Raw genomic sequence first — 26,302 nt, forward strand, 5'->3', positions numbered from 1 at the left:
AGTTCTGTGGATGAGTGACGCCTTCCCCATCGCCGAAGCCCGATCCCGGCTGGTGGCCCTGGTGCGCCGTACCTCCCACGCACGGGAACGCATCACCATCACCGACGACGGGCTGCCTGCGGCCGTACTCATCAGTCCCGGGGAACTCGCCGATCTGGAGGACGCTCCGGCGCTCGCCCAGTACCGGGTACGCCAGAACGCGGGCTCCGCCCCGGCGTGGGTGCATGACGAGGTCCGGTCCCGGCTCGGGCTGGAGCGCGGTTGACGTACACGGTCGTCTGGGACGAGGTGGCGATCGACGCAGCCGCCCGGTTCCTCACGGACGACCCCCACGGGCTCCGCCAACTGATGGACGCCGTCGATCTGCTCGCCGAGCAGCCCCGCCCCGAGGGCAGCGCCGCGTACGGCTCACCCGACCCGCGCCGCATACACGTGGGGCGGTACCGGGTCCTGTATGAGATCACGGAGGCCGCCCACACCATCGTGGTCATCCACGTCGGCCGGCTCGGCTGACCCGGAAGACACGGAGACACGAGCCGTCCGGCCGGGAGGGTCCTGCGGGTCTCACAGCGACGACGTGGGCGCGGGCGGCAGTGGCTTCCGGATGCGGCGGGCCGCCTCCACCAGTTCGGCGGGCAGCTCGGGGCCGGCGCACGCGTGGTCGACCAGCAGGTCCCGGTACGAGCTGTTCGGCAGGTCCGCCGCCAGCTCGATGAGTTCGCTCAGCGCGGTCGGCGAGCCGGTCAGCCGTGCCCGGTAGGCGGCCCCGGCGGCGCGGAGTGTCGGCTCGGTCGGCTCGTGCTCCAAGCCCTGGTCGATCAGCCGGACGGCGGTCTCGAAGTCGCCCTGCTCGACGCGTAGGTCGGCCAGGTCGAGATGGAGCGACCAGTTGGCCGGATCCAGCGCGAGCGCGCGCTTCAGGGCCGCCTCGTTCTGTTCGGGATCACCCAGCTCCCGCCACGTGCCGGCTCGTACGACCTCCGTCAGCATGACCCGTTCCACGGAGTCCGCCTGGTCGCAGAGGGCGAAGGACGCGTCGGTGAGACCACAGGTCCGCAGCAGGATCGCCATCCTGGCCAGCGCGTCGGGCGACGGCCGGCGGGCAGCGACCGTCACCGCGTCGATGGCGCGGAACCAGGGCCGGAACCGTTCCCGCGTGCTCTCGGTGTCCCGAACGCGCCCTCGGTCCATCGTGCGCATCGCGGCCTCGGCCAGCGCGTCGGCACTCACCGCGTCGAGGAACCGCGTATCGCCGAACCAGGGGGCTTCGCCCCAGGCGATGTCGGGCTGCACACCCGTGACCGAGCCGAGCGCTCGCGCCGCGCCGTCCATGTCGCCTTCGAGGAAGCAGACGTACGACTGCGCCAGCACCAGCCTCATGGTGGGGGCACCCCGCAGGACCTCGGCCAGCTCCGCCGGCCGGTCACGCCACAGCTCTTCCAGCGCCGCATAGGGCTGGGGGTCCCCGGGCGCGGAGGCGATGGCACCCGCCAGATAATGCACGGCTGCTGCCGGGCTGCCTCCGCAGTGCGCCAACACCTGCGCGAGACCAACTCCGGTTGTCACCGCTCGATTCGACATCGCACGAGGGTAACCCCGGGTGCCGTGGGGAGCGGTGACGCCGCCCCACGGTCCCGTTTCGCACGGACGGCACGCCAAGGGGTGCGGATGCCGCCCTTGAAGGTGCGGAAAGCATGAAAAGTGCCAAACACGCGGAAAGCCCAGAACGTGCCGCCGACGCCCCGATCGACCGAGTCGGACGCGGCGGAAACATGTCGGCGCCAGCGGTCAATCCCCTTGCGAACGGTCAGGCTGTCGTTACACGCCGTGCGTGGTGAGTAAAGAAACCTCTCTCGCGCCCCTATTCCTCCGGTGGAGATTGCTCCCATCACGGGATGGTCACTAAAGTCAGGGCTCGAACCTTCGCACGACCTAACACCCATCCGGGTGACAGCGAAGCGCCGTCGTGACCGTGACGTGCCGGGAGCCTGGAATTCAGCTCCTTCAGCGGCCCGGTGGGCGGCTCGATGAGAAGGAGCTCGCCTCCGTGGCGTCCCACCGTCGTCCCAAGTCGCCGAGCCGCGCCCGCGTGACCGTGCTCACCGCCACCGCCGCCGCTGCTGTCGCCCTGACCTCCCAGGCTGCCCACGCCGACCCGAAGCCGACCAAGAGCGAGGTCAAGGCGAAGGTCGACAAGCTCTACGAAGAGGCCGAGAAGGCCAGCGAGAAGTACAACGGCGCCAAGGAACAGCAGGACAAGCTCAAGAAGGAAGTCGACGCGATCCAGGACAAGGTCGCGCGCGAGCAGGACGACCTGAACGACCTGCGGAACGAGCTCGGTTCGATCGCCACCGCGCAGTACCGCAGCGGCGGCATCGACCCCTCCGTGCAACTCTTCTTCTCCTCGGACCCGGACGACTTCCTCGACCAGGCTTCGGCCCTGGACAGCCTCACGGCCAAGCAGGCCGAGTCGCTGGAGAAGATCCAGGCCAAGCAGCGCACCCTCGCTCAGGAGCGCAAGGAGGCGCAGGGCAAGCTCGGCGAACTCGCCGAGGTGCGCGAGGCACTCGGCAAGAGCAAGAAGGCGTCGCAGAGCAAGCTCGCCGCCGCCCAGCACCTGCTGAACACCCTGACCGCCGCCGAACGCGCCGAGATGGCCCAGAAGGAACTGCGCGCCAGCCGTGACTCGGGAAGCCGTGTCGACCTCGGCAACGAGGTTGCCGCATCCGGCCTCGGAGCCGCCGCGCTCCAGGCGGCCAGCACGCGCATAGGCATGCCGTACTCGCACTCCGTCACCACGGGCCCCAACTCGTTCGACTGCTCGGGCCTGACCCAGTGGGCGTACCACCAGGCGGGCGTCGAGATCACCCGCACCACGTACACCCAGATCAACCAGGGCACCCGCATCGGGCAGAGCCAGCTGGCCCCCGGCGACCTGGTCTTCTTCAACGGCAACTCGCACGTCGGGCTGTACGCCGGCGGCGGCAAGGTGCTGCACGCCCCCTACCCGGGTGCCTACGTCCGCTACGAGTCGATGAGCACCATCGGCAGTTTCTACGGCGCGGTCCGCATCTGATCGTGTCGTAGGGCCATCCACATGGGGGCCGAGGGTGTGGCGTCGGCGCGGTGTCCGGCTTCCTCGCGGCGGCGGCTGCCGGCATCCTCATCGGCAGAGCCTGGGCCACCTGCGACGTCGGCGGTTCCTCCGCGAACTCGCTCACGCTGGTCGCCCTCTTCGTCCCGCTCTGGATCGTCGGCGCCCTGTGCTGGGTCCTGCCGTACGGGTTGCTGGGGCGGCGGTTCCACAGCGGGTGGCCGATCGCGGCGGGCACGGCCGCCACCCTCTTCTTCATCTGGCTCGCGGCCACCTGGCTGGGGATGCCGGACGACTACCCGGCGCCGGTCTGCGGGGACAACGTGCCGGGGTGGTGGCCGGCGTGGATACCCACCTGAGCGCGGTGGGCCGGCCCGGGTGAGGGCCGGCCGGGGTGACGCGTCGGCGGGTGGCTCGTCCCCGGGTGGCTCGTCCCCGGTGACGTGTCAGCGGGTGACCTCGAAGGTGGCCGCGCGGGAGACGAACTCCGTGTCGCCGTCCTGGGCCGTCGCCAGCACCGACACGTACCAGGTACCGGCCGCCAGATCGGCCGCCTCCCGCGTCGACACCGTCAGCGTGTAGGCGCAGCGGGAGGTCTCGTCGGAGGTGCGGCTGCACGCGGCATCACCCGCGTACCGAAGCTCCGCCGCGGTCGGTTCGAGCTTCGAACTCTTCGGCCAGGCGATGACCTTGAGGCTACGGACCCCCGAGTCGTCGCTCACGTCGACGGAGTAGGCGAGCTTGCCGGCGCGCTGGGCGGTCGGGGCGGCGTAGTGGGCCGAACCGTTCTCCACCGCCAGTTCGGTGGTGGACGAGGCCATGGCATAGCCGCCGGCGGCGACAGCGCCGAGAGCGACGACACCGATGACGGTCGGAACGAGAACACGCTTGGACATGGACATGGTGATCCCCCGGATTCGGAACAGACGGATGGTGTGGAGCGATGTGCGGGAGAGCGGGGCCGGACTGAGCCGGTGGCCCGTCGGTGAGGACCTGCCGCTTTCTCGATGGGATCGAGCCTAGGTTCGGGCCGTGGCCATGTCCTCACGCTGCGGGACGAACGGGGCGTCGACCCAGGGGTGCGGCCTCTCCACCCCTGGTAAGAGACGGGGGTCCTCCTCCAGCCGGAGGAAGCCGCTCACCTGCGCTCATATCTTTGAGTAGTCATGAAACGTACTGACGAGCGGCTGCTCCCGCTCCTGTTGATCTGCGCCCAGGCCGCCGTGTGGCCGGGGGCGGAGCTGATCCGCGGGACCCTCCCGTCCGGGTCTGCCCTGCTGGTGACGGCCCTGGTGGCCGGGTTGGTGACCGCCGCCCTCTGCCTCCGCCGTACCCGGCCCGAGGGCGCCCTCGTCGTGGTCGTCGCCGCCTGCGCGCTGGGCGCCGAGCCGCTGCCCACGGGAGCGGTGGCGGTCCTCGGGACGGCGGGTGTCGCACTGGCCCTCTTCACCGTGGCCCGCGAACGCGACACGTTCACCGGCCTGTTGTGCGCGGTGGCCCTCGCCTCCTGGCAGTTCCTGCAGAACATCACGCTGCACGGGCTCAGCGACCTCAACGGGCTGGACCGCGTCCTGACCACCTCGCTGTACGCCGCCGCCTGCGCGGCCGGCCTGCTGGCGCGTCGGGCCCACCGGGCACGGCGGGCCGCCGAAGAGCGGCTGAAGCTCGCGGAGATCGAGCGCCACCGGCTCCCGGAGATCGAACGACGCCGTATGGAGCGTGAGTTGCACGACGTCAGCGCGCACCACCTGACAGCTGTCGTCGTCACCGCGGGCGCGGCACTCGGACTGCGCGAACGCCGGCCGGAAATGGTCGGCGAAGCACTGGAGTTCGCCGCCGAGACCGGCCGTGAGGTCACCCGGGCCCTGGGCGCCGTACGGGCCCCCGCACCCTCGCGGGAACAACTTCCCACCCCCCAGGAGCGACTGCGCGGCCTGGTCGCCGGGTTCTCCCGGCTGGGGCAGCGGGTGGAGAGCGAGATCGGCCCACTGCCGGACGGGGCCGTCGCGGACGCGGTCTACGGCGTCCTCCGGGAGGCCCTGACCAACGTGGCGCGCCACGCGCCCGGGGCACCCACGACCGTACGGTGCGTGTACGGCGACACCCGCACGGAGCTGCTCGTCACGAGTGGGCCGTCGCCCGCCGGATCGACGGCCCACGGCGCGGGCCTCGGCTCGGGACGCGGCCAGGGCTTCCTGCGGTCCCGGGCCCGTGAGGCCGGCGGCACCCTGACCAGCGGCCCGACCGCCGGGGGCGGCTGGGAGGTACGCGCGACCCTGCCCGGTCGGCACGCCGCCACCTCGGTGGAGCGGTCGGTCCCACGGAGCTACCGCCTCGCCCAGACGGCCGCCGCGGCCGGCCTCGTCCTGCAACCCCTGCTGCCGCTGCTGGTGGTCCACACCGAGTACACCGCGACGAACGACCAGCGCGTGCCGGCGAGCGTGCTCTTCGCGCTACTGGCCTCGGCGCAGGCCCTCGCCCTGCTGTGGCGGCACCGCGTGCCCGTGGCGACCCAGGCCGTCGTCCTCGGTCTCGCCCTGCTCTGGCCGGTGGCGATGACCACGGGTGCGTACACCGGCCCGGTCCTCCTGCCGCCCCTGCTGAGCATGGCCGCCACCTGCGCGGTGATCGTCTCCGTCGCGGCCGGCGGCCCGCCGGACGCCTCACTCGACCGCGACGACCGCCGTGCCGCCGCCCTGCGCCTTTCGGCCGGACCGCTCACGGCAGTGGTGGTGCACGCCTCGGCCACCACCGCCGCCGTCCTGCACCGGGGCACCACCATGCCGGTTTGGGCGCTGGTCGCGGGGGCGACGGCCGAGGCGGCCCTCGCGGTCGGCGCGGCGTGGTGGATCGGCGTCCTGCGCGGGCGACGCCTCCGGGCCGCCCACAGCTCCCGGGCAACCCACCTCGCGTCCTGGACCGAGGAGGCGGTACGCGACGCGTGGGCCGAACGCCGCAGGATCGCCGAAGGGCTGGAGACCACGGTGCTGGCCCGGACGGTCGACCTGGTCGCGCAGGCCGAGGCGGGCCGGCTCGACGCGGTCGCCGAACGTGCCCGCGAAGCCCTCACGGCGATGCGCGCCCTGCTCGACGCCGTCCGCGACACGGAGACGGCACCCGACCTCCGGCCGCAGCCGACCCTCCAGGCCCTCGACCTCCTCGCCCACCAGCTCCGGGCCACCGGGAGGGAGATCGAGATACACCTCACCGACCGCATGCCGAAATGGCTGCCCACCCGGGTGGACCTGGCTGCCTACCATGCGTGCGAGACGGCACTGGCGGCCGGCGGCGACGAGCCCATGGTGCTCGCACTCGATGTGGACGAAGAGACGCTGACGCTCTCGGTGACAGGAGTTCCGGACACCGCCCGGGCCACCCTCGGCCGTCGACTGACGGTACGCACCGCGGCGATCGGCGGAACCTGCACCACCAGCCCGCCGGGCCCGGTGCTCGTCCGGCTGCCCCTGCCCGCCACACCCGCCGTACCGACCATGCCTTCGGCACAGCCGGACGACGCCGTGCAGCAGAACGACGCCGTGCGGCAGAACAACGAAAGGGGAGAACGATGAGCCTCAACGTGCTGGTCGTCGACGACCAGGGCATCGTACGAGCGGGGTTCGCCGCGGTCATCGACGCCGAGGAGGACATGACGGTCGTCGGCGAGGCCGCCGACGGCGTCGAGGCGGTACGCCTGGCCGCCGAACTCGCCCCCGACGTGGTGCTCATGGACGTCCGGATGCCCGAACTCGACGGTATCGCCGCCACTCGGATCATCAGCGGCAGCCCGGACGCGCCGCGCGTCCTGGTGCTGACCACCTTCGACCTCGACTCCTACGTCTTCGACGCCCTGCGCGCCGGAGCCTCCGGCTTCCTCCTCAAGGACGTGCACCCGGAGGAGTTGCTCCAGGGCATCCGGGTGGTGGCCGCCCGGGAGAGCGTCCTCGCACCTTCCGCGACCCGGAGGCTCATCAACCACTACGCGTCCGTACCCGGCTCCGGACTCCCCGGCAGCAGCACCCCACGCGAGCTGAACCACCTGACCGCACGCGAACTCGACGTCTTCACCCTCATCGCGTCCGGGCTCACCAACACGGAGATCGGCGAGCACCTCGGTATCAGCGTGGGCACCGTGAAATCCCACGTCAACGCGCTGCTCCGCAAGCTCGAACTCCGTGACCGGGTCCAGGCGACGATCCTCGCCTACGACCTCGGGCTCGCCCACCCGAACCCGCCCCACTCCTCCGCCTGACCGCCGGGGCGCCGGGGCGCCTGTCTGCTGGGGGGGCCCGACCGCCCGTGCACCAGGCCGTCATGCCCGTACGCGTCCCCGTTTCCGTACCACCCGTCGAACAGCCGCGTCGCGGCCGCCACCACCCAGGAGTCCACCACCATGGCCGGTCCAGGCCGCTCCCTCGTCCGCTCGGTGCGCCGGGCGCTCTCCACCCTCGCCGCCCGTGTCTACCTGGTGGGCTGTGCCCTTCTCCTCGGGTGGGCGATCGTCGCCTCCGGCGACGGGTCCATGGCGGCCGTCATCCCGATGTTCGCCACCATCCCCTCCAGCCTCGTCCTGCTGCTCGTACTGCCCGACAGCGACGTGGCCTTCCTCCTCTCCATCGTTCTCGGAGCGCTGATCAACGCTCTGCTCATCGGCTGGATCGCCGGCGCGCTGCGCCGGGGGCACCGGCCCGACCCGGCGTCCTGATCCGAGTCTCCGGTCCGTCTGTTCCACCCGCCCATTACGCCCATCGCAAGGAAATCGATGAAGCACTCCCGCCACCTCGCCAAGCTCCGCAGAGGTGCGACGGCCACCGCCGCTCTCGCCGCCGCCACGGCATCACTGCTCTTCGCCGGCAGCGCTCCGGCCGGGGCGGCCGGTACCTCTGCCCAGAGCTCCGTCACCCACTACGTCGCCCTCGGCGACTCGTACGCCGCCGGTGTGGGTCTGACCCCGGTGCGGAACGCCGCGTGCGGACGTACCTCGGGCAGCTACCCGGCCTGGATAGCCGCGACGTACAAGCCGGCCGTGTACAAGGACGTCACCTGCTCCGGCGCCACCACGCGCTCGTTGTGGAACTGGGAGGGTACGGCCGCTCCCCAGGTCAACGCCCTCACCAAGGACACCGACCTGGTGACCGTCACGCTCGGCGGCAACGACCTCGGCTTCACCGACGTGCTCACCACCTGCGTCCTCGCCGGGCTCACGACGAAGGAGGGGACTCCCTGCCGCGACAAGGAGGCCGCCGACGTGGACGCGGCCTTCGCCAAGCTGAGTTCGCGCCTGCCCGACATGCTCGCCGACATCAAGCTGCGCAGCCCCCGGGCCCGTGTCCTGGTGGTCGGTTACCCGAACCTCTTCCCCGACGACGGAGCCCTCTGCGGCGCCTCCGCACCCCTGGCCAAGGGCGACATCACCTGGCTGAACCAGACCACGAGCCGGCTGAACTTCATGCTGGAATTCTCGGCCTACCTCAAGCAGGCCGAATTCATCGACACGGCCAAGCTGTTCCAGGGCAAGGACATGTGCAGGGCCCCGGGGGCGTGGATCAATCCGCTGCTGCCGGTGACACCCGGGTCGGCCCACCCGACCGCCTTCGGACAGCTGGTCATCGCCGAAGAGGCGTACAACCGAATGGGGAACTGACCCTCCCCGTGGTCGAGTTCACTCGACAGAGCTCCACCTTCATCCCCAACTCCTCCTCACGTAAGGCGAAACACATGTCCATCGATGACTACACCAGCGGCCCGGCGAAGAGCTCGGAGGTCCTGGTCGTGACCACCAACGACGTACCCGGCCACGAGGTGACGCAGGTGATGGGCGAGGTCTTCGGCCTCACCGTGCGCTCCCGCAACATCGGCTCCCAGCTGGGCGCCGGCCTGAAGTCGGTGATCGGCGGCGAGCTGAAGGGCCTGACCAAGACCCTGGTACAGACCCGGAACGAGGCCATGGCGCGCCTCATCGAGGCGGCCCGCGCCAGCGGCGCGAACGCCGTGCTCGCGATGCGCTTCGACGTCACGACGGCCGCCGACATCGGCACCGAGGTCTGCGCCTACGGAACGGCCGCGGTCATCGCCCCGAAGGCCTGACGGCTACCCGCCCGACCCTCCCGCCGCCCCGGCCCCCGGCGTCATCGCCGGGGGCCGGGGCACGGCGGTGACGCCCTGGGCCGGGGGCAGTGCGGTGACGCCCGGGGCCGGGGACAGTGCCGGGGGCAGTGTCAGCTTCGGCGGCCGGGGAGCATGGTGAGGGCCTGGGAACGCTTCGCGACCAGGTCGTCGTAGGTGCCGTCGCGCTCGGCCCAGCGGTGCGTGAGCACCCGCTCGACCAGGATCTCGTCGGGGGTGGGGTCCTGGGCGAGCAGCTCCATCACCTCGGTGGCGAACCCGTCGAGCGGCAGCGCCTGCGGGTTCACCTTCTCCTGCCCTGCCGTGGCGACGGCCGGGGGGACCAGTTCGACGACGCCGACGCCCGTGCCGTCCAGTTGCGCGCGCAGCGCCTCGGAGTAGGCGTGCACTGCGGCCTTGGAGGCGGCGTAGGTGGGCATGGGCGGGAACGGCAGGAAAGCGATGCCGGAGGTGACGGTCACGAAGGTGCCGACGCCGCGTGCCACCAGGTGCGGGGTGAAGGCGTCGATGGTCCGGATGGTGCCGATCAGATTGGTGTCGATCGTCATACGCGCCGCCTCGAAGTGCGCCGGGTCGCGCAGGTCCTCCAGGAGCATGACGCCCGACATGATCACCACGGTGTCCAGTCGGGGATACCGGGCGAGTACGGCGTCGCGGGCGCGCGCGACGGAGTCACCGTCGGTGACGTCGATGTCGAAGGCGCCGATGCCCTCGTCGGAGAGTCCGGCGAGCGCCTGCGCGCTGCGGCCGCCGACGGCGACGGTGCTGCCCTCCGCGGCGAACCGCCGGGCCAGTTCTCGGCCGATGCCGGACGTGCCGCCGACGATGAACAGAGTGCGGTCGGAGAGATCCACGAGGTCGTCCCTTGGGTTCCCTGTCCTTTCGGACAGTGCTGCGGTGCTGCGGTGCTGGGGTGAAGCAGCGCAGCGGTGATACCGAAAAGCTCGGCCGCATTCCCCGGTCGTGACGAGGCCCCCGTCTTCCTGGTCCTGTCAGGGCCCCCTCCACGACGCGCTCGGGGGCCGCCCGCCGCATTACGGTGGGTGGCATGAGGGAGGCGCCATGAGGGACGAGGAATCCGACAACCGGCTCGGCACCTACCTCCGTGCCCGCCGTGAGCTGATCTCCCCGGAGCAGGCGGGAATCCCTCCCGGCGGCAACCGCCGCGTACCCGGGCTGCGGCGCGAGGAAGTCGCCCTGCTGGCCGGAATCAGTCCCGACTACTACCTGCGCCTGGAGCGGGGCCGCGACAAGAACCCGTCGGCCCAGGTACTCGCCTCGCTCGCGCGCGTCCTGCGGCTCGACGACGTCGAGCGGACGTATCTGCTCGGCCTCTCGGCCGCACGCCCCCGGACTCCGCGCCGCAAGCGGCCCGAGCACGTACCGGCACGGGTGCACCAGCTCCTGGCCCACCTGAAGATCCCCGCGTTCGTCGAAGGGCGCGCCTTCGACGTCCTGGCCTCCAACCCCATGGCCGTCGCCCTCTCGCCGCGCCTGCGGCCCGGCCGGAACCGGCTCCTCTCCCTCCTCCTCGACCCCGAGGAACAGGCCTTCCACGAGGACTGGCCCAAAGCCACCGCCGACTTCGTCGCCGCCCTCCGCACCACCATCGGGGACGACATCGACAATCCCCGGTTCGTGGAGCTGGTCGGCGAACTCGCCCTCTCCAGCCAGCGGTTCCGCGCCCTGTGGGCCCGGCACGACGTCCGGGATCTCGGCGGCGGCACCACCACCGTCCACCACCCCGTTGTCGGTGAACTGCGGCTCCACCGCGACAAACTCCCCGTCGACGACGTCATCCTCGTCGTCTACTACCCGGACAGGGGCAGCGACAGCGACGAGAAGCTGCGCCTCCTCGCCTCCCTCGCGCACGCACCGTCCGAGCCGGAGCAGAGCGGGCCCGCGGACGCCGCGCACCACCCGAAGACGCCCTGACGCCGCCCCGACGCCGCCCCGACGCCGCCGAACTCACCATGCCCGCTGCCGAGTTCCGTCGAAGCGCTTCACTTCCCACGAACGCAACAAACCCTGTCCGGCGTCTTGTCACCCTCTCCCGGCCGCCCCTACAGTCCCCCACTGGATGGGAGCGCTCCCACGGCTATCCCGTCACCTTCCCCCACTGCCCGAAGGGACATGATGCGACACCGTGCACGCGCCTTCCTGACAGCTCTGACGCTGATGCTGGGTACGACCACCGCACTGCTCACCGCCACCCCCACCCAGGCGGCGACCCAGGCCACGCAGGCCACCGGCCAGATCTGCGAGCAGTACGGCAGCACCACGATCCAGGGCCGCTACACCGTCATGAACAACCGCTGGGGCACCAGCGCCACCCAGTGCATCAACGTCAACGACAGCGGGTTCACCGTCGCCCAGGCGGACGGGTCCGTCGCCACCAACGGCGCCCCGAAGTCGTACCCGGCGATCTTCCTCGGTTGTCACTACACCAACTGCTCGCCCGGGACGAACCTGCCGAAGCGGATCGACACCATCGCGGCCGTGCCGACGTCGCTGACGTACGGGTACGTCAACAACGCCACCTATGACGCGGCGTTCGACATCTGGCTGGACCCCCAGCCGAAGACCGACGGTGTCAACAAGACCGAGATCATGATCTGGTTCAACCGGGTCGGCTCCATCCAGCCCATCGGATCACCGACCAGCACCGCCACCATCGGTGGCAAGACCTGGCAGATCTGGACCGGGAACAACGGCGGCAACGACGTGATCTCCTTCGTCGCCCCGTCCGCGATCACCAGCTGGTCGTTCGACGTCAAGGACTTCATCGACCGTACGGTCAGCCAGGGCATGGCCGCCTCCAACTGGTACCTGACCAGCGTGCAGGCGGGCTTCGAGCCGTGGGTGGGCGGGGCGGGCCTCTCGCTCTCCGCCTTCTCGTCCTCGGTCACCGACGGCCAGGACACCAACGGCAACGGCACCGGTGGCGGTACGGGTGGCGGTGGTACGACGACCCCGCCGGCCGGACAGTCCGCCTGCCAGGTCGAGTACACGCCCAACGTGTGGCCCGGTGGGTTCACCACCAACGTCACCGTCAAGAACACCGGCACCGCGGCGGTCAACGGCTGGAACCTGGCCTTCACCCTGCCCTCCGGCCAGCAGATATCGCAGGCCTGGAACGCGACGGTCAGCCCCAGCAGCGGCGCGGTGACCGCGCACAGCTCCGCGTCCAACGCCGTCATCAGCCCCGGAGCCACCCAGTCCTTCGGCTTCCAGGGCACCTACAGCGGCACCTACGCGGAACCGTCGAGCTTCACCCTCGGCGGAGCCGCCTGCACGGTCGTCTGACCAGTCGCCCGTCCGGTCGTCCGACCGGTTCAGCACGCACCACCGCAGCACCGTAGAGCCCCTGCCGTCCCCGGCCCGAACCCGCCGGGGACGGCAGGTCGGCCACCGTGACCGCACCGGACCGGTTCCCGGACACCGCCGGCGGCCCCCCGCGCCGTACGGTCTACGGCGAGGCGGCCGAGGCGTACGACGGAGGGCGCCCCGGGTACGCCGACGAGCTGGTCACCGAGGTGCTGGAGCACGCGGCCCTCGGAGGCCGTACGGCACTGGAGGTCGGCGCCGGCACCGGCAAGGCCACCGCCCTCTTCGCGGCACGCGGAGTACCGCTCGTCTGCGTCGAACCGGACCCCCGGATGGCAGAGGTGCTGCGCCACAACACGGCCGGGTGCCCCCATGTACACGTGGAGGTCAGCGACTTCGAGCGGTGGACTCCCTCCGCCAGCCCCGCCGCAGGCCGCTTCGGCCTGCTGTACGCGGCCACCTCCTGGCACTGGGTGGACCCGGACCACCGCTGGGACCTCGCCCACTCCGCCCTCGAACCCGGCGGCACGCTGGCCCTGTTCTGGAAACCGCTCGCCGTCATCGATCCCGAACTCCTGGCGGAACTGCGGTACATCGACCGCCTCCACGGTGTGGAAGAGCCCCCGCACGACGCCCTCGCCTCCCGGTACGGGGAAGAGGCGGGCACCGTGGACGGAGTGGAGGGACCTGGCCGGCCGGTGGACGAGATCCGGCGCGACGGACGTTTCACCGACCTGCGTACGGTGCGCTTCCGCCAGAACCTGCGGTACGACACCGCCCGCTACCTCGCCTTCCTCGCCTCGGTCTCCGCCTACCGCATCCTCCCCGACCGGAACCTCGACCACTTCTTGCTCGACACAGGCCGTTTGCTGGACTCCGGGGGTGGCGCGATCTCCATGCTCCGCGTCAACGACCTCGTCCTCGCCCGGGCCGCCTGAGCGCGACGCCCGAACCGGACCGAAGAACCCGCCCGTCCACCGCCCGGCCCCGGCCCCGCGCCCCGGCCCCCGCACGCGTACTCAGCGCCGGACATGTGGAGAGTGGAGAGAGGTGGATACCCCCTCTTGGCCCCCACCCCTCACGTACGACGCGACGCCCATCACGCAGGATCAGGTCCTCCTCCGGGCCTACGGAATCGGCGGCGGGGAACGCCAGGTCTGCGTCAGCCCTGTTCCGTGTCCGGACCGCCGAACCCGGCGAACATGTCGAGCAGCGGCTGCGGGGCGGCCGGGGAGAAGATGGCCTCCAGCCCCCCGGCGGACTCCCGCGCCATCTCCTCGGCGCGCGGGAAGAGGATCGCCTCGTACGCCGAAAGCGCCGCCTCCGTGTCCCCCGGGTGCTCGGCCAGGCAACGGCCGAGGTCGGCGCCGTCGATCAGGGCGAGGTTCGCGCCCTCCCCGGCGAACGGCGACATCAGGTGCGCCGCGTCCCCGAGCAGCGTGACGCCCGGAACCCGCTCCCAGCGGTGACCGACCGGCAGGGCGTGGATGTACCGGGGGACGAGCGATCCGTCCGCCTCCGCGATGAGCCCGCGCAGGCTGGGCGCCCAGTCCGCGAAGTGCTCCAGTACGGCGGCCTTCGCCGCGTCGGAGTCGGTGAAGTCGACCGTACCCAGCCAGCTCTCCTCGGCGCGCAGGGCCACATAGACGTGCAGGCTGCCGTCCGTCTCGCGGTGGGCCAGCAGTCCCTTCTCGTCGCCGAGGGCGAAGAACATCCCGCCACCGAGCACCGCAGCCGACTCCGGGTGGCGGGTGTCCGCGTCGAAGAGATCGACCTCCACGAAGGAGACGCCGGTGTACGCGGGCAGCGCGTCCGACACCAGCGGCCGTACCCGCGACCAGGCGCCGTCGGCACCGACCAGCAGATCGGTGGTGAACGCGGACCCGTCGGCGAGGGTCACCTCGTACCGGCCCCGGCTCCCCTCGCCGTCCGTCGCCCGGCACGCCACCACCTTGGAGTTCCAGCGGATGGTGTCCTCCGGGAGGGAGGTCAGCAGCAGGTCCCGCAGAGCGCCCCGGTCGATCTCGGGGCGCTCCCCGGAGCCGTCGTCCTCCTCCTCCAGGCGGACGGCGCCACTCTTGTCGAGCACCCGCAGCGCCTGGCCGCCCGGGTGCACCTTGGCCAGGAACGCCTCGTGCAACCGCGCCTCGCGCAGGGCCGCCTGCCCGGTCTCCTCGTGGATGTCGAGCATCCCGCCCTGCTTACGGGCGTCCGGCGAGGCGTCCAGGTCGAAGACCGGGACCTCGATGCCGTGCACGTGCAGGACCCGGGCGAGCGTGAGGCCGCCGAGCCCGCCGCCGATGACGGCGATCGGGTGGTGGGGGGTGGGGGCGGTGGGGTTGGTGCTGGCGGTGCTGGTGGTCATGGCGTGGCTCCTTCTCGACGTGCGAAGTGGTGCATGACGGGTCGCGCGGGTGGTCGGCGCGCAATTGGCCGGCGCGCGGCGGTGGTGGTCAACGCGGGGTGGTCAACGCGGGGTGGTCAGCGCGCCGTTGACGACCACGCGGAACATCCACCCGAGGCGCTGCTGCGGGTTGCCGGAGAACAGCTCGTCGCCGACCGCGGCGATATGGGGGTACGCGTCGGCCGAGGCCCCGCGCAACGCCCCCACCAGCGCGTCGTGCTCCTCCTCCGCGGAGTCCGTCTCCGACCGGGTGGCCTGCTCGGCAGCGGCGGCGGTCGCCAGCTGGAGCAGTACGTCCACGCCCCAGGCGGCCTGCCCCGGAGGCACCCCGCCCTCGTCCAGCAGGCCGAGGACCGCCTCCACCAGCGCCAGGTAGTTCGCCCCGGTGGGCCGCGCCACGAGTGCGGACCGCGCCAGGCTCGGGTGCTCGAACAACACCCCGGTGTACGAGGCGAGCACCTGGACGAGCCGCTCCCGCCAGTCGTCCTGTGGTGCGGCCGGCGCCTTCGCGGGACTCAGGTCGACCGCGCCGAGGTACTCCTCCAGGATCGCGGCGTGGAGTTCGGCCGTGTTCCCGAAGTAGACGTAGAGCGAGGCGGGCCCGGTGTCCAGCTCCGTCGCGAGCCGCCGCATGGTCACGCGCTGGAGCCCTTCGGCCCGCATGATCCGCACGGCGGCCCCGACGATGCCCGCATGGCTGAGCGCGGGCTTGGCGGGCCGCTCACGGCGGCTGCGGGGTGCGGGAGTGGCTGGTGTCATACGACGAGAATAGCGAACATGTTCGTAGCGAACAAGTACTTCACGAACATGTTCGTGCGGCTCTGACCGCACCGTCCGGGAGAGCGTCTACGACTTGGTGTCCGAGCGAGGCGAGGTTGCGCCGCTCACCTGGACGGGGAGAGCTGCGCACGTACCCATGCGGGATCGGGGTTGACGTGCGGTTGGCCCGCGACCACGACGGTCGGCACGGTCTCGTCACCGTCATTGGCCGCCCTCACCACCGCCGCTCCGGCAGGGTCGCGCCAGATGTCGACCCAGTGCACCTGGTGGGCGCTGCGGCCCAACCGGAACCGCAGGCGCAGGCAGTACTTGCAGCCGGCCCTCCAGTAGACGATCGGCCGGCCGTCGACCGCGCTGCGTCGTCGCGCCTCCACCGCGCTCACCGACCGTGGGAATGCCAGCGGCGAGTGCACCCCCGCGAGCAGGACGAACATCAGCAGGAGGGGAACAGTAGCGACGGAAAACCCCCTGACCACCCACCCGGTCGCAGCGAACGAGCCGCAAACCAGGAACAACACCGGCACCATCCATGCGCGCATCATGGTGACGCAGGCTAGTGCCGGGCGCGCCGATAGCGGTGGCGGGTGAGCGGGCAGCGTGCGTTGTTGTCCATTTTTGGGTGGCTCAGGGGGAAGGGCCGCCGGTCGCGGTGCTCGGCCGCTACCGCTTTCCGGTAGCGCTGCCGGTCCCACGGTGCAGCCCACGGCCCGGTGTCGCCGCAGGAGGGGACGTCCAAGCTGGCGACGATCAACACCGCTGCACGTCACGGGGTGTTGTGTACGCATCACCGACAGCGGCACGGCCGACGCCAAGACCTACGCATTCGGTGCGTCGGGCGGTGCTCTCGAAGTGCGCCCGACCGCTCTGCCGACGCGGGTCGCACCCACCAGGATTCCCGTCCCGAGCGCCCGGGCGGCCGCTCCCGCAGCGGCGGGTGCGGCGGCCACCTACGCCGTGGCGCTGAACATCACCAACGCCGACGTGATGTCCAAACTCTTCTACGTCCGGAACAGCAAGACCTGGGCGTCGTACGCCGTCAACAGCGACGCCATCGGCCCGTCCGCGTCCCTCAGGCTTCCGCCTGGCGACTACTTCTCCGTGGCGCTGCACAGCGACTGGCAGCGCCCGTCCTACCTCCTGACCCCAAGGTCACCGCGACCACCTCCTCGTGCGAGGCCGATTTCGCCTACGTCTCCCCCCGTTGGCCCCTCGGTCTCCACGCCCTGGCCGGCACCTGGAAACTCGCCGCCCGGACGGAATCGGCCAACGGCAAGAGCCTCACCGACCTGCACGCCGCCGTGTCGGTGAACCTCCAGCGCGACTCCATCCAGACCGCCAACGCCGCGCCGGAACCCGTGGTGAAGGGCAAGCCGATCACCGTCACCGGCAAGCTCTCGCGCTCCAACTGGGAGACGCGGCTACCACGGCTACGCCACCCAGCCGGTCCGGCTCCAGTTCCGCGAGAACGGGACGACCACGTACACCACGGTGAAGACGGTGAAGACGGTGAAGACGGTGAAGACGGACAGCGTCGGGAACCTCAGGACCACGGTGACGGCCTCGGTCGACGGGTACTGGCGCTACTCCGTCGCCGGCACCACGACGACCCCGCCGGCCACGGCCGCGGGCGACTTCATCGACGTGCGCTGACGTCGTAGCCGCAGGCAGGAAGGCCCTGGTCGCCGGACCCCACGAGCTCCTCGGGTACGGCGGCCGGGGCCTTCCGCGTCCCCAGGGGCCCTCGGTGGGCAAGCCTGTCAGTGCCGCGTGCTTGGCTCTCCCCATGACTGACGCACACGGCAACCAGCCCCCCGTCCCCATCCCGAACCAGCAGCCAGGGCAACCGAGTTACGCCCCCGGAGCCGAGATCGCCGTACTCCTCGCCTGCCTGCGCGCCCAGCGTCGGCACGTGCTCGGGATACTCGACGGGCTCGACGCAGAGGCGCTGCGCAGGCCCGTGCTGCCCTCGGGATGGAGTTGCCTGGGGCTGGTGCGGCATCTGGCACTCGATGTCGAGCGGTTCTGGTTCCGGGCCGTCTTCCTCGGGGACGCGAAGGTCGTCCGGGGCCTGGACGAGATCGACGACGCCTGGCAGGTCCCGGCCGGCGCCTCGCCCTCCGACATCCTCGGCACGTACCTCACCGAGAGCGAGCGCGCCGACGCCGTCATCGCCGCCGCTTCCTCCGCCGACGCGCCCCTCGCCTGGTGGCCGCACCAGCTCTTCGGCGAACCGCATCTCCACACCCTGCGCGATCTCCTGCTGCACGTCGTCACCGAGACCGCCTGCCACGCCGGCCACCTCGATGCGGCCCGCGAACTCATCGACGGGCGGCGGTGGTTGGTCCTCGCCTGACCGGCACAGGTGCTCCACGCCGACGGCGGCGTCACCCGACGGCCACCGCGTCCCGCCGACCGCCGCCCCGAGAGAAGCCGAGCGCCGGGAGCGGACGAACACCGCAAGGAGCGGGCCACTGGCCGGTTTGTATCCTCGGGATGGTGCCGTCCGGCACCAGCGGGACCCGCGAGAGGACACACCGTGACCACCGAGCTGAGCTCCGACGCCCTGAGCGCCCCCGGAGCCCCGAGCGACCTGAGCACCCTTGTCGACCGTGCCAGGCAGGACTACGAGGAGCTGGCCGGCCGTGGTCTCTCCCTCGACCTGACCCGGGGGAAGCCGGCGCCCGCGCAGCTCGATCTCTCCGAGGACCTGCTGAGCCTGCCGGGTGGCCGCCACACCGCCGCCGACGGCACCGACGTGCGCAACTACGGCGGTCTCCAGGGGCTGACCGAACTGCGCGAGATCTTCGCCGAGCAGCTCCAGGTGCCGGTGGCGCAGCTGCTCGCGGCCGGCAACTCCAGCCTGGAGCTGATGCACGACTCCCTGGTGCACGCGCTGCTCAGCGTGGTGCCGGGCGCCGAGTCCCGCTGGGTGGACCAGGGCCGGATCGCGTTCCTCTGTCCCGTCCCCGGTTACGACCGGCACTTCGCGCTGTGCGAGCGGTTCGGCATCGACATGATCCCCGTGCCGATGACCGGGGCGGGTCCGGACATGGACGTGGTCGAGCGCCTCGTCGCGGAGAACCCTGCCGTCAAGGGCATCTGGTGCGTCCCGAAGTACAGCAACCCGGACGGCGTGGTCTACAGCGACGAGACCGTGGCCCGGCTGGCCGCGATGGAGACCGCCGCACCCGACTTCCGCATCTTCTGGGACAACGCGTACGCGGTGCACCACCTCACCGAGGAGCGGGTGGAGATCGCCGACCTGCTCGCCGCCTGCGACGAGGCCGGGAACGCGGACCGGGTGTTCGTGTTCGGCTCCACCTCCAAGATCACCCTGGCGGGTTCGGGCGTCGCCTTCTTCGGCTCGTCCCCCGCCAACGTGAAGTGGCTGCTCGCCAACAACGCGAAGCGGTCCATCGGCCCGGACAAGGTCAACCAGCTCCGGCACGCGATGTACCTGCGTGACGCGGACGGCGTACGTGACCTGATGAACCGTCAGCGTCAGGCTTTGCAGCCGAAGTTCGAGGCCGTGCAGCGCATCCTCGAAGCCGAGCTGGGCGGTACGGGCCTCGCCTCCTGGACGAAGCCCAAGGGCGGCTACTTCGTGAACCTGGTGGTCGAGGAGGGCTGCGCGAAGGAGGTCGTCCGGCGCGCCGGTGCGGCGGGTATCGTGCTCACCCCGGCCGGCGCCACCCACCCGTACGGCGACGACCCGAGCGACTCGGTCATCCGGATCGCCCCCAGCTACCCGACGCAGCAGGAGCTGGAGGAGGCCATCCTCGGCCTGACCGCGTGCGTGCGGGTCGTCGGGTACGAGAAGCGGCTCGCCGCGAAGTAACGATTCCGGGTACGCACTCCGGCCAGCGGTGCGCTCCGGCCCGCCTCCCTCGACGGGGGCGGGCCGGAGCGCACCGGAGCGGCCCCCGAGGAGGGAACCTCGTGTGACAGGCGACAGGGCGGGCGACGGGGCGGGCAGCGGAACGGCCGGTGCGGACCGCGGCCGCTCCGGCACCGGCGCCCGGAAGTGGCTGTTCCTCACCGGCGCGATCGCCTCCGAGGTCGCGGGGACGCTGGCCCTGCGGGCCGCCCTCGACGACCAGCCGTGGTACGTGCTGGTGGTCGCGGGTTATGTCACCGCGTTCACCCTGCTGGCGCTGGTGCTGCGCGAGGGCATGCCGATCGGTGTCGCGTACGGGATCTGGGGCGCGAGCGGCGTCGCCGTCACCGCCGTGCTGGCCGCGCTCCTCTTCGGCGACCCGCTGACCTGGCTGATGGGCCTCGGGGTCGTGGCGGTCGCCGCCGGGGTCATGACCGTGGAGATCGGCGCCCAACGCGCCACCGCCGTCCGGGAGCACGCCGCCGCGACCGGCACCGCCCAGCCCCAGCTCCAGCCCCCATCCCAGCCGCAGCCGCAGCCGCAGCCGCAGCCCGAGGAGACCACCCCGTGAGCTGGCTCTTCCTGATGGGCGCGATCCTCTGCGAGGTCAGCGGCACCCTCGCCCTGCGCGCCTCCGAGGGGTTCCGCAAGAAGGTGTGGCTGGCGCCGGTGCTGATCGCGTACGTCGTCTCCTTCGGCTGCCTCGCGCTGGCGCTCTCGCACGGCATGGCGATCGGCGTCGCGTACGGCATCTGGTCCGCCTGCGGGGTCGCGCTGACCGCCGTCCTCGCCCGCCGCCTCTTCGGTGAGCCGCTCACCCGGCTGATGGGCCTGGGCATCGCCCTGATCGCCGGCGGCGTCCTGCTGATCGAAGCGGGCGCCCACCCATAGGTGTCGCCCACCCGTAGGTGGTGTCCGGCGGACCGGATCGCGACCGGGCGGCCCGCTCGGCCTCAGTCCAGTTGGCGCGAGAGCTCCCGGGAGGACGAGCGCCGCCGTTCGCCTTCCGGCGTATAGGTGAAGGAGTCGCGGAACGTACCGGCTTCACCGACCCGCACGGCGAGCAGGACCGGCTCCGGGTGCTCGGCGGTCCAGCCGCAGAGGGCGTCGGGCCGGGTGCCGTTCCAGAGGTGGAAGCAGACCATCGGGTCGGCCGGATCGGCGGTGACGTATCCGAGCGTCTTGCCGAACCGGGGGTTGGAGCCGCCGAACCGCACCGACGGCGGCCCGAACTCGGCCGCCACGTCCGACCAGTTCCGGTCCTCCCGGTCCACCCACTCCGGTGCCGTCGTGCGGAGCCGGGCGTACTCCCCCGCGTCGAGCACCCGTACCGCCCGCAGCCAGCCGAGCCGGTGGGCGAACTCCGCGTAGAGCGAGACCACGGCGTCCGCCGGGCCGTCCGCGTGCAGATGCCGGGCGAAGGCCCCCTTCGCCCCGTTCGCCGACCATGCGCCGGACACCTCCCAGGCCGTCTGCTGCCGGTGCCAGACCGCCGGCCGGCCCTCCACGTACAGGAGGTCCTCGCACATCATCCGGAGGACCAGCTCGTCCCCCCACATACCGGGGCGTCGCAGCACCGAGTTGAGCCGGTCGACGAAGTGGGCACGGATGTCCGCAGCGGGCACGAGGGCATCGGAAGAGATCACCGCGCCAGTCTTTCGTGTCAACGTTCGACGCGCATGCGTACGAAGAATTCTCTGGGAGATTACCCAACCCACCTGCCCCCACGGTCACCCGACCGACATCCACCCACTACAACCAGCCACCACACCCCCCGCTCAACGCCCCGGCCACCATTTCTTGCGCCGGTTACCGCACCCACAGCCCGTACTCACAGCCGCAGCCGTGCGACCGCCTGCCCCGCCGTCTTGCCCGTCAGCGCCCGATCAGCGCCGTCCCGTGCACACTCGGGGGAGCGGACCGCGCCCGCCGAACGGACCGGGGGCCCGCCGGGCGAGGATGAACCCGAGGCACGCACGGCCCGCCCGGCACGAGCCGTGCGGGCAGACGGCACAGGGCGCGGGTCGCACGGCACCCGCGCGGCGTAAGGACGGAACATGGCTGAGCGTACGGTCCCCCTGCTGCGGACGATGCGGGCGCGGGACCCGGAGGAGGAGCACCGGGCTTCGACGCCGCTGGAGCTGCTCTTCGACCTGACCTTCGTGGTCGCGGTCTCGCAGGCCGCCGCACAGCTCCACCACGCCCTGGCCGAGGACCACGTGGGCGCCGGACTGGCCGGCTACGCGGCGGTGTTCTTCGCCATCTGGTGGGCCTGGATGAACTTCACCTGGTTCGCCTCCGCGTACGACACCGACGACGTCCCCTACCGGCTGGTGACCCTCTTCCAGATGGCCGGCGTGCTGGTGCTCGCCGCCGGAGTGCCCGCCGCGTTCCAGGACGGGGACTTCACGGTCGTCGTCATCGGCTACGTCATCATGCGCGTGGCGATGATCGCGCAGTGGCTCCGGGCCGCGTCGCAGCACCCGGAGGGCCGCCGGTGCGCCGTGCGGTACGCGACGGGCATCGGCGTGGCGCAGATCGGCTGGGTGGCCCGGCTGGCGGTCCCGGACGAGTGGCAGGCGGTCACGTTCGTGCTGCTCGTCCTGGTCGAGCTGGCGGTTCCCGCCTGGGCCGAGTCCGGCGGCAACACCACCAGTTGGCACCCGGAGCACATCGCCGAGCGGTACGGCCTCTTCACCATCATCGTGCTCGGCGAAGTCATCCTCGCCTCGCTCGCGGCGGTCCAGTCCACCGTCTCCGACCACGGCCTGTCGGCCCCCGTCCTGATGATCGCCATCGGCGGTCTGCTGCTGGTCTTCGGCCTGTGGTGGATGTACTTCACCGGCGGCGAGATCGGCCTGCCGACCTTGCGATCCGCCCTGACCTGGGGGTACGCCCACTACGGCGTCTTCGCCTCACTGGCCGCCCTCGGCGCCGGGCTGGAGGCCGCCGTGGACGCCACCCAGCACCACGCCCATCTGTCCGAGCGGACCGCCTCGCTGGCCGTGGCCGTTCCGGTCGCCCTCGTCCTCGTCCTGCTCGGCGCCCTGCACCGCATGACGGGCACCGGCGGTGTGGAACACACCGTCGTGGTCGCGCTCGGCTCCCTCGTGGTCCTCGCCCTCGGCTTTCTCGGCCCGACGCTGGACCTGGGCGGCGCGGTGCTCGGCATGGGCCTGGCCGTCGCCGCCACCGTGGCCGCCGACGCGACGGTCCTCCGGAGGCGCGCGGTGGCCCGGTAGCGGAGGGCCAGGCCGGGGAGGGCTACGCCGAGGGGGGCTCGTACGCGGCGAGCGCCCGCTCGAAGGACGTGTACGCGTCCTCGTCGAAGAGGACGAACCGGACCTCGGCGACCGGGAGCCGAGACTCCTCGCGGACCGTGCGCACGGCGAGACGGGCACCGTCGTCCATCGGCCAGCCGTAGACACCGGTCGAGATCGCCGGGAACGCCACGGAGCGCGCGCCCACTTCGGCGGCGACCCGGAGGGACTCGCGGTAGCAGGAGACCAGCAGGTCGGAACGGTCCTCCTCCCGGGACCAGACCGGGCCGACGGTGTGGATCACGTGGTCGGCGTGGAGCCGCCCGGCGGTCGTGGCCACCGCCTGCCCGGTGGGCAGCCCTTTGCCGTACCGCGAAGCACGCAGGTCACGGCAGGCGTCCAGGATCGCGGGGCCGCCCTTGCGGTGGATGGCGCCGTCCACCCCGCCACCGCCCAGGAGCGAGGAGTTGGCGGCGTTCACGAGGGCGTCGGCGTGCTGCTCGGTGATGTCACCCCGTACGAGCGTGATGATCGGCTTCGTCGTCATGGTGACCATCCTCCTCCACCCCTCCGGCCCTCCGGCGCCGTGGCCCGGCACACCAGTCCCCCAGCCGTCACCGCAACAGGAACCCCGTCAGGTACCCCAGCGCGTTGGTGGCCCAGTGCAGGCCCGCCGGGGCGAGCAGGCTGCCGCTCCGGCGCCGCAGCTCGCAGAAGAGGACGCCGGAGGCCGCGGTGAAGAGCACCGCTCCGGCGTCGGCGACGACCGCCGCGATCACGGTTCCGGTGGAGGAGGTGCCGAAGAGGCCCGCGAGCGCGGGCTTGTCGCCGGCCAGGTGGAGCGACGGCAGGATGTGCCACATCCCGAAGAGGGCGGAGGAGACGACGGTGGCCGTGACCGTCCCCCGGGCGCGTACGAGGAGCCCGTACAGCACCCCGCGGAACGCGACCTCCTCCAGCAGCACGGTGGCGACGGGGACCTGGATCAGCATGCGCTCGGCGACCTCGGCCCCCGAGAGGCCACTGTTGCGCTCGTCCTCGAAGAGGTCGCGGGTGGCGGGGAGCAGCGCACCGACCAGGTAGACGAGTCCGACCAGGCCGATCAGTACGGCGGCCCAGCGGGCACCCCGCGCCCAGGTCCCCCGCCCGAGGCCGGCCTCGGGCCAGGTGCCGCCGGACCACTTCCACACCCCGAGCAGGATCGCGGTGACGACCAGGGAGACGACCAGGCCCCAGCCGTGGAGGAAGACGTGGTTGACGAGGTTGGTGGCGACCAGGATGGCGATGGTCAGCGCGATCGCCCCGTTCAGGGGAAGCCGCCGCCCCTCAGCCATGCCGTCTCCGTCCGCGTACCCGTGCGTCCCCGTACCGGCGTTCCCCGCCCCCCGCGCGGCGCCCGTGGCTGAAACCCACTTTCGGCGCCACCCCCCGTCCGGGCAACTCGTGGCCGAGCAGGAACGCACCGGCACGGATCGCCGCCGTCACAGGGTGTCGCCCGGTGGCGGCGTACCGTTCCGCCTAGCGTGCCTCTGGAGCGGCCGGGCGACTGCGGCCGAGGCGCCCGGGAGGCCCCCATGACCGGAAGCGGCGGATCCACCCGGTGGCAACCCGGCCCCGACAGGGACAGGGCCGAGCGGCCCACCGCCGGAGCCGAGGCCCGGCCGGCCGCCCGTCCCGCGCGGCGGCCGGTCGTCCGGCGGCGGCCCGGCTGGGCGGGGGTGGTCGTGGCGGTGCTCTTCTACGTCGCCTCGTTCACGCCCTCCCTCATCCCCCGCTCCTGGCTGGTCCAGTCGCTGGCTGCCGGGGTCACCGCGGCGGCCGGTTACGGCGTGGGGGCGATCCTCGGCCGGGTGGCACGGCGCTGCGGGCTGCGGCCCGGCCCGGCGGCGGTCCGGCGGGCGTGGCTGCTGCTCGTACCGCTGGGGGTCGCGGCTGTCGTGGCGGTGACCGTGCGCAGCGTCCACTGGCAGGGTGACGCGCGGCGGTCGGTCGGGATGGCGCCGGGGCTGGTGTGGTGGCAGTGGCTGCTGGTGCCCTTCGCGGCGCTGCTGATCTGCGCGCTGCTCGTCGCGTCGGCCCGGTCCCTCCGGCTGGGTACGCGCACCCTGGCGCGTCCCCTGGAGCGGCTGGTGCCGCGTCCGTGGGCGCTGACGGTGGCGGCCGCGGTGGCGGTGGTCGTGGTGGTGGGGGTGGTCCAGGGCTTCCTGCTGCGCGGGTTGGTGAACCTCGTGGAGAGCAGCGCGTCGCTGACGAACGGGACGACCAGCAAGGGCATCGCCCGGCCTCTGCTCCCGACGCTCTCGGGCAGTCCGTCCTCGCTGGAGAGCTGGTCCTCGCTGGGGAAGAACGGCCGGGACTTCGTCGGCCACGCGTCCACCCGGGCGCAGATCTCCGCGTTCACCGGAGCCCCGGCGCAGGACCCGGTCCGGGTATACGTCGGCCTGGAGTCCTCGGCGACCCTGCGGGGCCGTGCGGATCTGGCCGTGCGGGAGCTGGAGCGGACCGGCGCGTTCCGCCGGAAGGTGCTGGTGGTCTTCGGTTCGACGGGCAGCGGCTGGGTCAACGAGAGCCTCGCCAAGCCGTTGGAGTACATGTACGGCGGGGACAGCGCGGCGGTCGCCCTCCAGTACTCGTTCCTGCCGAGCTGGCTCTCGTTCCTGACCGAGAGCGAGGCCGCCGTGGCCGGTTCCGCGCTCTTCGACGCCGTGTACGCACACTGGTCCGCGCTGCCCGCCGGTGAACGCCCGCAGTTGCTGGTGTCCGGCGAGTCCCTCGGTTCGTACGCCACCGAGGGCGCCTTCGACGGCGAACTCGCACGGATGACCGCCCGCAGCGACGGCGCGCTGCTGGTGGGGCCGACGCTGCGGAACCCGATGTGGGAACGGCTCGGCAAGGACCGCGACCCGGGCACTCCGCTCTGGCTGCCGGTCTACCGGGACGGGCGCACCGTGCGGTACGCCCGTCGCGGAGGCGATTTCGGCAGGCCGGCGGGTGCCGTGTGGGACGCGCCCCGGATCGTCTACCTCCAGAACGGGTCCGACCCCGTCACCTGGTGGTCCCCCGATCTGCTGACGTCTCGGCCGCAGTGGCTGGTGGGCCCGAAGGCGCCGGACGTCTCCCCCGGGATGCGCTGGTACCCGATCGTCACGTTCTGGCAGGTGACCTGCGATCTCGCGGCGGCCGACTCGGTGCCGGCGGGGTACGGGCACCGGTTCGGCAGCCTCCCGGTCGCGGCCTGGGCCGCCGTGACCCGGCCGCCCGGGTGGACGGGGGAGGACACCGCCCGCCTCGAGGAGGCCCTGGAACGGAAACAGGACGAGCAGGACGAGCAGGACGAGCAGGACGAGCAGGACGAGCAGGACGAGCGGAAGGAGTAGGGGGAGCGGCCTGGGTGGTGTCCGGCGTTCCTGCTCTTCTTGCCCCTCACCTTCCGAAGC

General features: G+C 71.9%; 27 protein-coding genes and 1 pseudogene. 19 read left to right on the top strand and 9 right to left on the bottom strand.

Features of this window, described 5'->3' with window-relative positions:
• Positions 1–10 precede the first annotated feature (10 nt).
• Both ACFYPN_RS11665 and ACFYPN_RS11670 read left to right on the top strand, forming a co-directional pair.
• On the top strand, positions 11–265 hold the full coding sequence (locus ACFYPN_RS11665) for a type II toxin-antitoxin system prevent-host-death family antitoxin (protein ID WP_389297835.1): 255 nt from the start codon (positions 11–13) through the stop codon (positions 263–265).
• The gene (locus ACFYPN_RS11670; RefSeq protein WP_358764146.1) at positions 262–513 is read left to right on the top strand and encodes a type II toxin-antitoxin system RelE/ParE family toxin; all 252 of its coding nucleotides are present in this window, start codon (positions 262–264) and stop codon (positions 511–513) included. The genes ACFYPN_RS11665 and ACFYPN_RS11670 overlap by 4 nt, the downstream gene beginning before the upstream one ends.
• Positions 514–564: 51 nt before the next feature.
• Here the strand turns inward: ACFYPN_RS11670 and ACFYPN_RS11675 are convergent, their stop codons facing one another.
• Positions 565–1,503 carry a tetratricopeptide repeat protein gene (locus tag ACFYPN_RS11675; protein ID WP_389297837.1) on the bottom strand — a complete coding sequence of 313 codons (939 nt, stop codon included), beginning with the start codon at positions 1,501–1,503 and terminating at the stop codon, positions 565–567.
• Positions 1,504–2,047: 544 nt separating this feature from the next.
• Between ACFYPN_RS11675 and ACFYPN_RS11680 the strand changes: the two genes are divergently transcribed.
• The gene (locus ACFYPN_RS11680) at positions 2,048–3,076 is read left to right on the top strand and encodes an NlpC/P60 family protein (RefSeq protein WP_358764150.1); all 1,029 of its coding nucleotides are present in this window, start codon (positions 2,048–2,050) and stop codon (positions 3,074–3,076) included.
• A 50-nt stretch (positions 3,077–3,126) separates the two neighbouring features.
• On the top strand, positions 3,127–3,453 hold the full coding sequence (locus tag ACFYPN_RS11685; RefSeq protein WP_389297839.1) for a hypothetical protein: 327 nt from the start codon (positions 3,127–3,129) through the stop codon (positions 3,451–3,453).
• An 87-nt stretch (positions 3,454–3,540) separates the two neighbouring features.
• Here the strand turns inward: ACFYPN_RS11685 and ACFYPN_RS11690 are convergent, their stop codons facing one another.
• A complete protein-coding gene (locus tag ACFYPN_RS11690) occupies positions 3,541–3,990 on the bottom strand; it encodes a DUF5707 domain-containing protein (protein ID WP_389297841.1) in 450 nt (149 codons plus the stop codon).
• Positions 3,991–4,260: 270 nt separating this feature from the next.
• On the opposite strand from ACFYPN_RS11690, the gene ACFYPN_RS11695 reads away from it, so the two are divergent.
• The 5 genes from ACFYPN_RS11695 to ACFYPN_RS11715 all read left to right on the top strand — a co-directional run bounded on the left by ACFYPN_RS11695 (position 4,261) and on the right by ACFYPN_RS11715 (position 9,178).
• Entirely contained in the window at positions 4,261–6,663 is a 2,403-nt protein-coding gene (locus ACFYPN_RS11695) for a histidine kinase (protein ID WP_389297843.1), read from the top strand.
• Positions 6,660–7,343: a response regulator transcription factor gene (locus tag ACFYPN_RS11700; RefSeq protein WP_358764158.1), complete on the top strand. Its 684-nt coding sequence runs from the start codon at positions 6,660–6,662 to the stop codon at positions 7,341–7,343. Before ACFYPN_RS11695 ends, ACFYPN_RS11700 begins: the two co-directional genes overlap by 4 nt.
• A gap of 141 nt (positions 7,344–7,484) precedes the next feature.
• The gene (locus ACFYPN_RS11705) at positions 7,485–7,796 is read left to right on the top strand and encodes an SCO4225 family membrane protein (protein WP_358764160.1); all 312 of its coding nucleotides are present in this window, start codon (positions 7,485–7,487) and stop codon (positions 7,794–7,796) included.
• Between the two features lie 57 nt (positions 7,797–7,853).
• Positions 7,854–8,735 (top strand): SGNH/GDSL hydrolase family protein, encoded by an 882-nt coding sequence (locus ACFYPN_RS11710; protein ID WP_358764161.1) that lies wholly within the window; start codon positions 7,854–7,856, stop codon positions 8,733–8,735.
• 74 nt (positions 8,736–8,809) lie between these two features.
• Complete coding sequence (locus tag ACFYPN_RS11715) at positions 8,810–9,178, top strand: YbjQ family protein (RefSeq protein ID WP_389297846.1); 369 nt, start codon at positions 8,810–8,812, stop codon at positions 9,176–9,178.
• A gap of 131 nt (positions 9,179–9,309) precedes the next feature.
• On the opposite strand, the gene ACFYPN_RS11720 is transcribed toward ACFYPN_RS11715, so the two are convergent.
• Positions 9,310–10,071: an SDR family oxidoreductase gene (locus ACFYPN_RS11720; protein WP_389297847.1), complete on the bottom strand. Its 762-nt coding sequence runs from the start codon at positions 10,069–10,071 to the stop codon at positions 9,310–9,312.
• A gap of 208 nt (positions 10,072–10,279) precedes the next feature.
• Between ACFYPN_RS11720 and ACFYPN_RS11725 the strand changes: the two genes are divergently transcribed.
• From ACFYPN_RS11725 to ACFYPN_RS11735, 3 genes are all read left to right on the top strand, one after another.
• A complete protein-coding gene (locus ACFYPN_RS11725) occupies positions 10,280–11,152 on the top strand; it encodes a helix-turn-helix transcriptional regulator (protein ID WP_389297849.1) in 873 nt (290 codons plus the stop codon).
• Between the two features lie 201 nt (positions 11,153–11,353).
• Complete coding sequence (locus ACFYPN_RS11730) at positions 11,354–12,523, top strand: cellulose binding domain-containing protein (protein WP_358764208.1); 1,170 nt, start codon at positions 11,354–11,356, stop codon at positions 12,521–12,523.
• A 107-nt stretch (positions 12,524–12,630) separates the two neighbouring features.
• On the top strand, positions 12,631–13,482 hold the full coding sequence (locus tag ACFYPN_RS11735; RefSeq protein WP_389297851.1) for a class I SAM-dependent methyltransferase: 852 nt from the start codon (positions 12,631–12,633) through the stop codon (positions 13,480–13,482).
• A 224-nt stretch (positions 13,483–13,706) separates the two neighbouring features.
• Here ACFYPN_RS11735 and ACFYPN_RS11740 read toward each other — a convergent pair whose 3' ends face one another.
• From ACFYPN_RS11740 to ACFYPN_RS11750, 3 genes are all read right to left on the bottom strand, one after another.
• Positions 13,707–14,909 carry an FAD-dependent oxidoreductase gene (locus tag ACFYPN_RS11740; RefSeq protein ID WP_389297852.1) on the bottom strand — a complete coding sequence of 401 codons (1,203 nt, stop codon included), beginning with the start codon at positions 14,907–14,909 and terminating at the stop codon, positions 13,707–13,709.
• Between the two features lie 102 nt (positions 14,910–15,011).
• Positions 15,012–15,707, bottom strand: a complete 696-nt coding sequence (locus tag ACFYPN_RS11745) for a TetR/AcrR family transcriptional regulator (protein WP_389297854.1) — start codon at positions 15,705–15,707, stop codon at positions 15,012–15,014.
• Between the two features lie 125 nt (positions 15,708–15,832).
• The gene (locus ACFYPN_RS11750; RefSeq protein ID WP_389297855.1) at positions 15,833–16,270 is read right to left on the bottom strand and encodes a glutaredoxin domain-containing protein; all 438 of its coding nucleotides are present in this window, start codon (positions 16,268–16,270) and stop codon (positions 15,833–15,835) included.
• Between the two features lie 955 nt (positions 16,271–17,225).
• On the opposite strand from ACFYPN_RS11750, the gene ACFYPN_RS11755 reads away from it, so the two are divergent.
• The 5 genes and pseudogenes from ACFYPN_RS11755 (at position 17,226) to ACFYPN_RS11775 (ending at position 20,496) form a co-directional block, all read left to right on the top strand.
• Positions 17,226–17,378 carry a hypothetical protein gene (locus ACFYPN_RS11755; RefSeq protein WP_389297857.1) on the top strand — a complete coding sequence of 51 codons (153 nt, stop codon included), beginning with the start codon at positions 17,226–17,228 and terminating at the stop codon, positions 17,376–17,378.
• A gap of 133 nt (positions 17,379–17,511) precedes the next feature.
• On the top strand, positions 17,512–18,081 hold the full coding sequence (locus tag ACFYPN_RS11760; RefSeq protein WP_389297859.1) for a DinB family protein: 570 nt from the start codon (positions 17,512–17,514) through the stop codon (positions 18,079–18,081).
• 210 nt (positions 18,082–18,291) lie between these two features.
• Entirely contained in the window at positions 18,292–19,566 is a 1,275-nt protein-coding gene (locus ACFYPN_RS11765) for an aminotransferase class I/II-fold pyridoxal phosphate-dependent enzyme (RefSeq protein ID WP_389297941.1), read from the top strand.
• Positions 19,567–19,756: 190 nt separating this feature from the next.
• Positions 19,757–20,065, top strand: a pseudogene (locus ACFYPN_RS11770) (DMT family transporter); the annotation flags it as partial.
• Between the two features lie 107 nt (positions 20,066–20,172).
• A complete protein-coding gene (locus ACFYPN_RS11775) occupies positions 20,173–20,496 on the top strand; it encodes a multidrug efflux SMR transporter (RefSeq protein WP_358764178.1) in 324 nt (107 codons plus the stop codon).
• A 62-nt stretch (positions 20,497–20,558) separates the two neighbouring features.
• On the opposite strand, the gene ACFYPN_RS11780 is transcribed toward ACFYPN_RS11775, so the two are convergent.
• A complete protein-coding gene (locus ACFYPN_RS11780) occupies positions 20,559–21,251 on the bottom strand; it encodes a hypothetical protein (RefSeq protein ID WP_358764180.1) in 693 nt (230 codons plus the stop codon).
• 411 nt (positions 21,252–21,662) lie between these two features.
• On the opposite strand from ACFYPN_RS11780, the gene ACFYPN_RS11785 reads away from it, so the two are divergent.
• Entirely contained in the window at positions 21,663–22,847 is a 1,185-nt protein-coding gene (locus ACFYPN_RS11785; RefSeq protein WP_358764182.1) for a low temperature requirement protein A, read from the top strand.
• A 22-nt stretch (positions 22,848–22,869) separates the two neighbouring features.
• Here the strand turns inward: ACFYPN_RS11785 and ACFYPN_RS11790 are convergent, their stop codons facing one another.
• Together ACFYPN_RS11790 and ACFYPN_RS11795 are read right to left on the bottom strand one after the other, a co-directional pair.
• Positions 22,870–23,412, bottom strand: a complete 543-nt coding sequence (locus ACFYPN_RS11790; RefSeq protein ID WP_358764184.1) for an O-acetyl-ADP-ribose deacetylase — start codon at positions 23,410–23,412, stop codon at positions 22,870–22,872.
• Positions 23,413–23,479: 67 nt separating this feature from the next.
• Complete coding sequence (locus ACFYPN_RS11795) at positions 23,480–24,199, bottom strand: CPBP family intramembrane glutamic endopeptidase (protein ID WP_358764186.1); 720 nt, start codon at positions 24,197–24,199, stop codon at positions 23,480–23,482.
• Positions 24,200–24,439: 240 nt separating this feature from the next.
• Between ACFYPN_RS11795 and ACFYPN_RS11800 the strand changes: the two genes are divergently transcribed.
• Positions 24,440–26,242 carry an alpha/beta hydrolase gene (locus ACFYPN_RS11800; protein WP_389297862.1) on the top strand — a complete coding sequence of 601 codons (1,803 nt, stop codon included), beginning with the start codon at positions 24,440–24,442 and terminating at the stop codon, positions 26,240–26,242.
• Positions 26,243–26,302 lie beyond the last annotated feature (60 nt).

The organism is Streptomyces sp. NPDC005576 (genome assembly GCF_042871745.1).
GTDB lineage: Bacteria > Actinomycetota > Actinomycetes > Streptomycetales > Streptomycetaceae > Streptomyces.